Origin of the sequence: Streptomyces sp. XM83C (assembly GCF_023072675.1) — a bacterium.
Classification (GTDB): Bacteria; Actinomycetota; Actinomycetes; order Streptomycetales; family Streptomycetaceae; genus Streptomyces; species Streptomyces thermocoprophilus.
The window spans coordinates 1-9,599 of record NZ_JALLGL010000238.1 but is presented as its reverse complement, the minus strand read 5'-3'; the positions used below and the strand labels follow the sequence as shown (position 1 = coordinate 9,599).

Sequence of the window (9,599 nt, the reverse complement as noted above, 5' to 3'; positions counted from 1 at the left end):
CGGGCGAGGACTACCCTCGATCTTGCCGGGCCCCGCGCGCCCGGCCCCCCTGGGTTCGGCCCCCCGAGTGAAGGAAGCACCCCCGTGACGCACCCGTTCCTTGACCTGGCCCCGCTCGACGCGGCGCGCTTCGCGTCGATCGAGGACCGAGTGGCACGGCTCCTGCACACCGGGCAGGACGTGCTGATCATGCAGGGTGAGGCGCTGCTGCCGCTGGAGGGCGCGATCCGCGCCGCGGCCGGTGAGGGCACGACCGCGCTGAACGTGATCACCGGGCCGTACGGTCAGACGTTCGGGAACTGGCTGCGGGACTGCGGCGCCGAGGTGATCGACCTGGCGGTGCCGTTCCACACGGCGGTGACGGCCGGGCAGATCCGTCAGGCGTTCGCCGAGCACCCGGAGATCGACTTCGTGTCGCTGGTGCACGCGGAGGCGGCGACCGGCAACACCAACCCGGTCGCGGAGATCGGCCCGGTGGTGCGTGAGCACGGCGCGCTGTTCTATCTGGACGCGGTGGCGTCGGTCGGCGCGGAGCCCGTCCTGGTGGACGAGTGGGGTGTGGATCTGTGCGTGATCGGCGCGCAGAAGGCGATGGGCGGCCCGGCCGGTGTGTCGGCGGTGTCGGTGAGCGAGCGCGCCTGGGCGCGGATGGCGGCGAACCCGCGGGCACCGCGTCGCTCCTATCTGTCACTGCTGGACTGGAAGGAACGCTGGATCGACGCCGGCCGCACGGTGCTGCCGCACGCGCCGGCGCAGCTGGAGATGCTGGCGCTGGAGGCGTGCCTGAAGCGGATCGAGGCCGAGGGCCCGGACGCGGTGATGGCCCGGCACGCGCGCGTGGCGGCGGCCACGCGGGCGGGTGCGCTCGCGCTGGGCGGCGGCCTGGAGCCGTACGTCCATGACGCCGCGGACGCGGCGCCGGTGGCGACGACCCTGCGGGCGCCGGCCGGGGTCGACGCGTCGGAGCTGGTCGCGCGGGCACTGCGGAGCGACCCGGCGCTGCCGGTCAGCGCGGGAGGCGGCGCGCTGGCGAAGGAGATGATCCGGGTCAACCACTACGGCACCGACGCCACCCCGGCGACGGTCCGCGGCGCGCTGGCGGCGCTGGGGCAGGCGCTCGCGGAGCGCGGGCTGACGGTGGACGTGCCGGCCGCCCTGGACGCCGTCGACGCGGTGGACGCGGCGGCCCGGTAGCCGCCGGGGCGGCGGACAGGCCGTCCCGAGGCGCGTTCCGGCGACTGCGTTCCGGCGGGTGGAGGCGAGACTCCCCCGCCGGATCTCTTTTTCTCGAAAGCCATTCGTTCCGCATTCCCCGTGAATTCCGCGAAGACAGATTTCCCGTATTCTTCTGCCCAGTTCCCGCGAGGCTAAACGCAAAGATTTTGCGAAGGCCGCATGCAGCAATCCGCCAGGAATGCAGCGAGGATTACAGCGGTGTGATGCGTTCCACACGCCGCACCCATATGTGAAGTTTTTCCGCCTCAAACCAGGACAACACTCCCTGACCTCGTGCCCGTGTTCGCGCCCGCGTGATAACACAACTCGCGGCTGCTGAAAACCTCGTACGGCTATGCATTTTTGAATTTCTCTCGGTAAGTTCAATCCGCATGACTGCCGCACCAGCAGACCTGCTCATCGACCGTCCCACGGTGGCCGACGGATCAGCGCTCTGGCGTCTCGCCAGGGATTCGAAGGCCCTCGATCTGAACTCCTCCTACAGCTACCTGCTGTGGTGCCGTGACTTCGCCGGCACCTCCGCGGTGGTGCGCCGGGAGGACGGGCAGCCGATCGGGTTCGTCACCGGGTACGTACGGCCGGAGCGGCCGCGCACCCTGCTCGTCTGGCAGGTGGCCGTCGACCCGGCCTACCGCGGGCGGGGGCTGGCCGCCGCGCTGCTCGACGCGCTGACCGCCCGGCTCGTCGCCGAGCGCGGGATCACCGAGGTCGAGACCACCGTCACCCCCGGCAACACCGCCTCCGAGCGGCTGTTCGCCTCGTTCGCCGCCCGGCACGGCGCCGGCCTCGAACGGGAGGTGCTGTTCGACGCGGGGCTGTTCCCGGACGGCCCGCACGACCCCGAGGTCCTCCACCGCATCGGGCCCCTCTCCCACTGATCCGGCATTCCGCACACCCCACCCCGAGGAGCGATTCGTCGTGACCATCACCCAGCCCGACCTGAGCGTCTTCGAGACCCTGGAGTCCGAGGTACGCAGCTACTGCCGAGGCTGGCCCACCGTTTTCGACCGTGCGCGCGGCAGCCGGATGTACGACGAGGACGGCCATGAGTACCTGGACTTCTTCGCCGGCGCCGGCTCGCTGAACTACGGGCACAACAACCCGGTGCTGAAACGGGCGCTGATCGACTACCTGATGCGGGACGGCGTCACCCACGGGCTCGACATGTCGACGACCGCCAAACGCGCCTTCCTGGAGTCCTTCCAGAACCTGGTGCTGCGCCCGCGCGACCTGCCGTACAAGGTGATGTTCCCGGGCCCGACCGGCACCAACGCGGTGGAGTCCGCGCTGAAGCTGGCGCGGAAGGTGAAGGGGCGCGAGGCGATCGTGTCGTTCACCAACGCCTTCCACGGCATGTCGCTGGGCTCCCTCGCCGTCACCGGCAACGCCTTCAAACGCGCCGGCGCCGGCGTCCCCCTCGTGCACGGCACGCCGATGCCGTTCGACAACTACCTCGACGGCCAGGTGCCGGACTTCCTGTGGTTCGAGCGGCTGCTGGAGGACCAGGGGTCCGGCCTGAACCGGCCGGCCGCGGTGATCGTGGAGACCGTGCAGGGCGAGGGCGGCATCAACGTGGCCCGCGCCGAGTGGCTGCGTCGGCTCGCCGCGCTGTGCGAGCGGCAGGACATGCTGCTGATCGTCGACGACATCCAGATGGGCTGCGGACGCACCGGCGCGTTCTTCTCCTTCGAGGAGGCCGGCATCGTCCCGGACATCGTCACCGTCTCCAAGTCGATCAGCGGCTACGGCCTGCCGATGTCGCTGTGCCTGTTCAAGCCGGAGCTGGACGTGTGGGAGCCGGGCGAGCACAACGGCACCTTCCGCGGCAACAACCCGGCGTTCGTCACGGCGACGGCCGCGCTCCAGACGTACTGGGCGGACGGCTCCGCGATGGAGAAGCAGACCCGCGCCCGCGGCGAGCAGGTCGAGCAGGGCCTCATCGCGATCTGCGAGGAGAACCTGTCCGACGTCAAGGAGTACCGGGGCCGCGGCCTGGTGTGGGGCCTGGAGTTCCACGACAAGGCCCGCGCCGGGCGCATCGCGCAGCGCGCGTTCGAGCTGGGGCTGCTGGTGGAGACCTCCGGCCCGGAGAGCGAGGTGGTGAAGCTGCTGCCCGCCCTGACCGTCACCCCCGACGAGCTGGACGAGGGCCTGAAGATCCTCGCCCGTGCCGTCCGCGAGACCGCCTGAGACCCGAAGACCACCCCCGAGGCACGACCCCTACCTAGGAGGCATCGCACCACCGTGATCGTCCGTTCGTTCAAGGACATCGAAGGCACCGACCGGCATGTGAGGTCCGCGTCCGGCACCTGGGAGAGCAAGCGGATCGTGCTCGCCCGGGAACGGGTGGGTTTCTCGCTCCACGAGACGATCCTGTACGCGGGCACCGAGACGTCCATGTGGTACGCCAACCACATCGAGGCCGTGGTGTGCGTCGAGGGCGAGGCGGAGCTCACCGACCACGAGACCGGGACCACGTACACCGTCACGCCCGGCACCATGTACCTCCTCGACGGCCACGAGCGGCACACGCTCAAGGTCAAGGAGGACTTCCGCTGCATCTGTGTGTTCAACCCGCCCGTCACCGGCCGGGAGGACCACGACGAGAACGGCGTCTACCCGCTGCTGACCGAGCCCGAGGAGGTGTGAGCGGCATGACCACCACCGTCACCGATCTGTACCCCACGCGCGGCGCCACCGAGGTGACCGTGCCCCGGCAGGACCCGGTGGTCTGGGGCGCGCCGGACACGCCGGGCCCGATCGGCACCGCCGACCTCCAGGCGTACGAGCGGGACGGCTTCCTCACCGTCGACCAGCTGATCACCCCCGACGAGGTCGCCGTCTGCAAGGCGGAGCTGGACCGGCTGGTGGCCGACCCGGCGATCCGCGCCGACGAGCGTTCGATCGTCGAGCCGAAGTCCCAGGAGATCCGCTCGGTCTTCGAAGTGCACCGGATCAGCGAGGTGTTCGCGAAGCTGGTGCGCGACGAGCGGGTCGTGGGCCGGGCCCGGCAGATCCTCGGCTCCGACGTGTACGTCCACCAGTCGCGGATCAACGTCAAGCCGGGCTTCGGCGCAAGCGGCTTCTACTGGCACTCCGACTTCGAGACGTGGCACGCCGAGGACGGCCTGCCGAACATGCGGACCGTGTCCGTGTCGATCGCGCTCACGGAGAACTTCGCCACCAACGGCGGCCTGATGATCATGCCGGGTTCGCACCGGACGTTCCTCGGCTGCGCGGGCGCCACCCCGAAGGACAACTACAAGAAGTCCTTGCAGATGCAGGACGCGGGCACCCCGTCGGACGAGGCGCTGACGCGGCTCGCCGGCGAGCACGGCATCCGGCTGTTCACCGGGAAGCCGGGCTCGGCGACCTGGTTCGACTGCAACTGCATGCACGGCTCCGGCGACAACATCACGCCGTACCCGCGCAGCAATGTCTTCATCGTGTTCAACAGCGTGGAGAACGCCGCGGTGGAGCCGTTCGCCGCGCCGGTGCGCCGGCCGGAGTTCATCGGCGCGCGGGACTTCACGCCGGTGCGGTAGCGCCGCGCGTGCTCCCGGGGCAGCCGCCGCGCGGGTGTCCATCAGGGTCACCGGGCCGGGCCTCCTCGTGTGGGACGGGGGGCCCGGCCCGGTCGTGTGCCAGGGGCCGCGTGCCGCACACCGCGCGGCGGACGGGAACTGTCGGACGGGCTCTCGTGCCGGGTTGTCAGCCGTCGAGCGCGTCGAGGAGCCGGTCCACGTCCTGCGCGGTGTTGTACAGGTGGAAGGAGGCCCGCAGATTGCCGGCACGGTCGGAGACCTGGATGCCGGCCGCGCTCAACGCGGGCTGGCGTGCGCCCAGTCCGGGCACGGACACGATCGCGGAGTCCGGCGCCGGCAGCGGCTCGTGGCCGAGGCGTGCGAGCCCGGCACGGAACCGCTCGGCCAGCGCCAGGTCGTGGGCGCGGACGGTGTCGACGCCCAGTTCCTCCAGCAGTTCCAGGGAGGCACGCAGCCCGGAGTGGACCCCCAGGGCGGGGCTGACGTCGAACCGGCGTGCGCTGTGCGCGAGTTCGGCGACCGGGCCGTAGCAGCTCGCCCAGGGGTCCTCGGCGGCGACCCAGCCGGCGAGCAGCGGGGTGAGTCCGCCGAAGTCCTCGGGGACGACGAGGAACGCGGCGCCGTGCGGGCCGAGCAGCCACTTGAAGGTGGTGGAGACGGTGAAGTCGTACAGGTCCGCGTCGATCGGCAGCCAGCCGGCCGCCTGGGAGAAGTCGATGTAGGTGCGGGTGCCGTGCGTGCGGGCCGCCTCCCGCAGCGCGGGCAGGTCGGCGACGCGGCCGTCGGCGGACTGGGCGGCGCTGACGGCGACGAGCGCGGTGCCGGGCCGCACGGACTCGGCGAGCCGCTCCAGCGGCACGATGCGCATCTTGAGGTCGCCGCGGACGTGGAACTGGTTGATGACGGAGGTGAAGTCGTCCTCGGCGGTGAGGACTTCGGCTCCGGCGGGCAGCGAGGCCGCGATCAGCCCGGTCTGTGCGGCGACCGAGGGGCCGACGGCGACGCGGTGGACGGGGACGCCGGCGAGGCGGGCGAACGCCGCACGGGCCGCCTCGACGTCCTCGAAGAGCGGGTCGAGCGAGCCGCCCTCGGCGCGCAGCCGCACGGCCCGCTGCATCGCGGTCACGGTCCTGGCGGGCAGCAGACCGCTGCTCGCGGTGTTGAGGTAGGTGTTCTTCGGTGCGAACTCGGCACGGACGAGGCTCTCGAAGGTCTCCATGGGACCACTGTGGGCCCGCACCCACCCCAAGTCCATTGCGTTCTTTTACACGGTTTGTCCAAGCGTTGCTTATGGATGGGGTCCGAGCTGCGTCTTTCCGTCCGGACCCGCCCAGTCCCCCGGGTCAGCGCTGCGGGACGGCGCACCCGTCCGGCCCGCACGCGTCCGCGTCGGCTTCGCCGTCGGCCCGGCCGATCAGGGAGATCGGCGAGCGTTCGCCCCAGGCCTGTTCCAGGGCCCGGGTGAAGATCTCGGCGGGCTGGGCGCCGGAGACGCCGTACTTCCGGTCGAGGACGAAGAACGGCACGCCGGTCGCCCCGAGCCGGGCGGCCTCCTCCTCGTCGGCGCGTACGTCGGCGGCGTAGGCGTCGGGGTCGGCGAGGACCTTGCGGGCGGCGTCGGCGTCCAGTCCCGCCTCGACGGCCAGCTCGACGAGCCGCTCGTCGCCCTCGGTGAAGACGGAGCGTTCCTCGGCGAAGTTGGCGCGGTACAGGATCTGCACGAGCCGGTCCTGCGCGCCCTGCTCCTTGGCGAAGTGCAGCAGGCGGTGCATGTCGAAGGTGTTGCCGTGGTCGCGCCCGCGCGTGCGGTACGGCAGTCCCTCGGCGGCGGCCTGCGCGCCGACGTTGTCCTCGGCGGCCTGGGCCTGCGCCTCGCTCATGCCGTACTTCCGCGCGAGCATCGGGACGACCGGCGCGGCGTCGCCCTTGGCGCGGCCCGGGTCCAGTTCGAAGGAGCGGTGCACGACCTCCACGTCGTCCCGGTGGGGGAAGGCGGCGAGCGCCTTCTCGAAACGGGCCTTGCCGACGTAGCACCAGGGGCAGGCGATGTCGGACCAGATCTCGACGCGCAGGCTCACGGTTGACTCACTCCACTTCGCAGGGGCACGGAGACGTCCTCGGCCTCCGCCGAAGTGCGTGAACGTTCAAGCAGCGGGGTTCATTCCCGCGGTCGGAGAGGAACGGTCGGTTCCCGAGGGTCGGTCCCCCGGCCTCGTTCCCGGTTCCGGGCGTCCCCTCGGCGGGCGCCCGGAAACCGGGGTGCGGTCAGCGTTCCAGGCGGCCGTCGACACGGCGGGGAAGGCCGAGCGGGTTGTCGTCGCGCAGCTCCGGCGGGAGCAGGGCCTCGGGGGCGTTCTGGTAGACGACGGGGCGCAGCCAGCGCTCGATGGCGGTGCCCCCGACGGAGGTGGAGGTGGAGGTGGTCGCCGGGTAGGGGCCGCCGTGGTGCTGGGCGGGGGCGACGGCGACGCCGGTGGGCCAGCCGTTGACGACGACCCGACCGGCGAGCGGCGTCAGCTCGGCGAGGAGCCGGGCGCCCTTCCCCTCGCCCGCTGCCTCGGCCTCGGACAGCTGGACGGTCGCGGTGAGGTTGCCGGGCAGCCGGGAGAGCACGGCCGCGACCTCGGCGTCGTCCTCGTAGCGGGCGACGACGGTCACCGGGCCGAAGCACTCCTCCAGCAGCAGGTCGTGCTCGCCGCCGGCGGCGAGCCGGCTGGCCGGGACGGTGAGGAACCCGGCGCTGACGGTGTGCTCGCCGCCCGCGCCCGGCGTCACCGGGGAGTCCACCTCGGGCAGCCGGCCGCGCTCGGCGACGCCGCGGACGAAGTTGTCCCGCATGCGGTGGTCGAGCAGGACGCCGGGGTCGGTGTTGCTGACGGCGTCGGTGAGGGACTTCACCAGGCCGTCGCCTGCGGCGCCGGACGGCACCAGCACCAGGCCCGGCTTGACGCAGAACTGGCCGACGCCCAGCGTCATGGACCCGGCGAGGCCGGTCCCGATGGCCTCGGCGCGTTCGGCGGCGGCGGCCTCGGTGACCACGACCGGGTTGAGGGAGCCCAGCTCGCCGTGGAAGGGGATGGGCACGGGGCGGGCGGCGGCCTCGTCGAACAGGGCGCGCCCGCCCCGGACGGAGCCGGTGAAGCCGGCCGCTGCGACCAGCGGGTGCCGGATCAGTTCCAGGCCGGCGTCGAAGCCGTGCACCAGGCCGAGGACGCCGGCGGGGACGCCGTGCTCGGCGGCGGCGTCCCGGAGCACCTTGGCGACCAGCTCGGACAGGGCCGGGTGGTCGGGGTGGGCCTTGACGACGACGGGGCAGCCGGCGGCGAGCGCGCTGGCGGTGTCGCCGCCGGGGACGGAGAAGGCGAAGGGGAAGTTGGACGCCGAGTACACGGCTACCACGCCGAGCGGCACCTTGTGGCGGCGCAGGTCGGGGACGGGCGGGGTGGCGGTGTCGTCGGGGTGGTCGATGACGACGTCGAGGAAGGCGCCCTCGTCGACGATGCCGGCGAACGCGCGCAGCTGGTAGCAGGTGCGGGCGAGTTCGCCGGTGAGGCGGACCGGGCCGAGCGCGGTCTCCGCGTCGGCGACCTCCACCAGTTGGTCCCTCCTGGCCTCCAGCCGGTCCGCGGCGGTGCGCAGGAAGGCGGCGCGGACCGTGCGGTCGGCGAGCGCGTCCCGGGCGGCGTGGGCCGCTGTGACGGTGGCGTCCACCTCCTGGGCTGTGGCCTCCACCGCAACCTGTTCCCGCTGCTTCCCGGTTCGGGGGTCGACACTCCAGACTGGTGCTGCTGCCACCGCGGTGTCCTTCCCAGTACTCGCCCGCCCACCAGGGGCGTTCGATATACTGAACGCTGTCTCTGATGATGAATGCAGTTCGGAGACTATTTCCCGTCGGATGAAGGGGTCAAGGGCGATGTCTGCAGGCGAGACAGGCGGCGGGGCGCAGGTCAAATCGGCGGTGCGGACGGTCGAACTGCTGGAGTACTTCGCGGCACGCCCCGGCATGCACTCCCTCGCCTCCGTGCAGGAGGCCGTCGGCTACCCCAAGTCCAGCCTGTACATGCTGCTGCGCACCCTTGTCGAGCTGGGCTGGGTGGAGACCGACGCGACGGGCACACGGTACGGGATCGGGGTGCGCGCGCTGCTGGTCGGCACGTCGTACATCGACGGCGACGAGGTCGTGGCGGCGGCCCGGCCCACGCTGGACCGGCTGTCGGACGACACGACGGAGACCATCCATCTGGCGCGTCTGGACGGCACCAACGTGGTCTATCTGGCCACCCGCCAGTCCCAGCACTATCTGCGCCCCTTCACCCGGGTCGGCCGCCGGCTGCCCGCGCACGCCACCTCCCTGGGCAAGGCGATCCTTTCGACGTACAGCGACGAGCAGGTCCGCAAGATGCTCCCGGAGACGCTGCCCGCGCTCACCGAGAACACCATCACCGACCGGGAGAAGCTCATCGAGGAGCTGCACCAGGTGCGCGAGCAGGGCTTCGCCGTGGACCGGGAGGAGAACACGCTGGGCCTGCGCTGCTTCGGCGTGGCGATCCCCTACCGCACCCCCGCCCGTGACGCGGTCAGCTGCTCGGTGCCGGTGGCACGGCTGACGCCCGCGCACGAGCAGCTTGTCAAGGACGCCCTGTTCGACGCCCGCGACCGGCTGACGCTGGCCACACGGCACCTGTGACGGGCGGGCCCGCGCCCCGGTTCCACCCCCGCCGATCCGCCTGTCGGGCGGACCGCACCGGAGGGGCGGGACTGCGGGATTCCGAGGTGGTCCAGCGGGGCCGGAGGGGGCCGGACTGCGGGATTCCGGGG

At 71.9% G+C, this 9,599-nt stretch carries 9 protein-coding genes; 6 read left to right on the top strand and 3 right to left on the bottom strand.

All coding sequences use genetic code 11. The features are described from left to right. Positions 1 to 84 precede the first annotated feature (84 nt). The 5 genes from MTQ10_RS22790 (at position 85) to thpD (ending at position 4,781) form a co-directional block, all read left to right on the top strand. Complete coding sequence (locus MTQ10_RS22790) at positions 85 to 1,194, top strand: pyridoxal-phosphate-dependent aminotransferase family protein (RefSeq protein ID WP_247471768.1); 1,110 nt, start codon at positions 85 to 87, stop codon at positions 1,192 to 1,194. 413 nt (positions 1,195 to 1,607) lie between these two features. After that, entirely contained in the window at positions 1,608 to 2,114 is a 507-nt protein-coding gene (ectA, locus tag MTQ10_RS22785) for a diaminobutyrate acetyltransferase (RefSeq protein WP_247471764.1), read from the top strand. A 40-nt stretch (positions 2,115 to 2,154) separates the two neighbouring features. After that, the gene (gene ectB, locus MTQ10_RS22780) at positions 2,155 to 3,426 is read left to right on the top strand and encodes a diaminobutyrate--2-oxoglutarate transaminase (protein WP_247471745.1); all 1,272 of its coding nucleotides are present in this window, start codon (positions 2,155 to 2,157) and stop codon (positions 3,424 to 3,426) included. Positions 3,427 to 3,480: 54 nt separating this feature from the next. Beyond that, the gene (locus MTQ10_RS22775; protein WP_247471742.1) at positions 3,481 to 3,885 is read left to right on the top strand and encodes an ectoine synthase; all 405 of its coding nucleotides are present in this window, start codon (positions 3,481 to 3,483) and stop codon (positions 3,883 to 3,885) included. A 5-nt stretch (positions 3,886 to 3,890) separates the two neighbouring features. Next, positions 3,891 to 4,781: an ectoine hydroxylase gene (thpD, locus tag MTQ10_RS22770; protein WP_282612501.1), complete on the top strand. Its 891-nt coding sequence runs from the start codon at positions 3,891 to 3,893 to the stop codon at positions 4,779 to 4,781. Positions 4,782 to 4,947: 166 nt separating this feature from the next. On the opposite strand, the gene MTQ10_RS22765 is transcribed toward thpD, so the two are convergent. From MTQ10_RS22765 to MTQ10_RS22755, 3 genes are all read right to left on the bottom strand, one after another. Next, positions 4,948 to 6,000 carry an aminotransferase class V-fold PLP-dependent enzyme gene (locus tag MTQ10_RS22765; RefSeq protein WP_247471736.1) on the bottom strand — a complete coding sequence of 351 codons (1,053 nt, stop codon included), beginning with the start codon at positions 5,998 to 6,000 and terminating at the stop codon, positions 4,948 to 4,950. A 124-nt stretch (positions 6,001 to 6,124) separates the two neighbouring features. After that, positions 6,125 to 6,853, bottom strand: coding sequence for a DsbA family oxidoreductase (locus tag MTQ10_RS22760; protein ID WP_247471770.1), 729 nt, complete (start codon positions 6,851 to 6,853; stop codon positions 6,125 to 6,127). Positions 6,854 to 7,046: 193 nt separating this feature from the next. Beyond that, complete coding sequence (locus MTQ10_RS22755) at positions 7,047 to 8,576, bottom strand: aldehyde dehydrogenase (NADP(+)) (RefSeq protein WP_247471733.1); 1,530 nt, start codon at positions 8,574 to 8,576, stop codon at positions 7,047 to 7,049. A gap of 118 nt (positions 8,577 to 8,694) precedes the next feature. Between MTQ10_RS22755 and MTQ10_RS22750 the strand changes: the two genes are divergently transcribed. Then, positions 8,695 to 9,468 (top strand): IclR family transcriptional regulator, encoded by a 774-nt coding sequence (locus MTQ10_RS22750; protein ID WP_247471730.1) that lies wholly within the window; start codon positions 8,695 to 8,697, stop codon positions 9,466 to 9,468. Positions 9,469 to 9,599: the final 131 nt, after the last annotated feature.

What these genes read in the sequence shown, in the direction of transcription:
- MTQ10_RS22750 (WP_247471730.1), top strand. Translation starts at nt 8,695, where the DNA reads ATGTCTGCAGGCGAGACAGGCGGCGGGGCGCAGGTCAAATCGGCGGTG.
- thpD (WP_282612501.1), top strand. Translation starts at nt 3,891, where the DNA reads ATGACCACCACCGTCACCGATCTGTACCCCACGCGCGGCGCCACCGAG.
- MTQ10_RS22765 (WP_247471736.1), bottom strand. Translation starts at nt 6,000, where the DNA reads ATGGAGACCTTCGAGAGCCTCGTCCGTGCCGAGTTCGCACCGAAGAAC.
- ectA (WP_247471764.1), top strand. Translation starts at nt 1,608, where the DNA reads ATGACTGCCGCACCAGCAGACCTGCTCATCGACCGTCCCACGGTGGCC.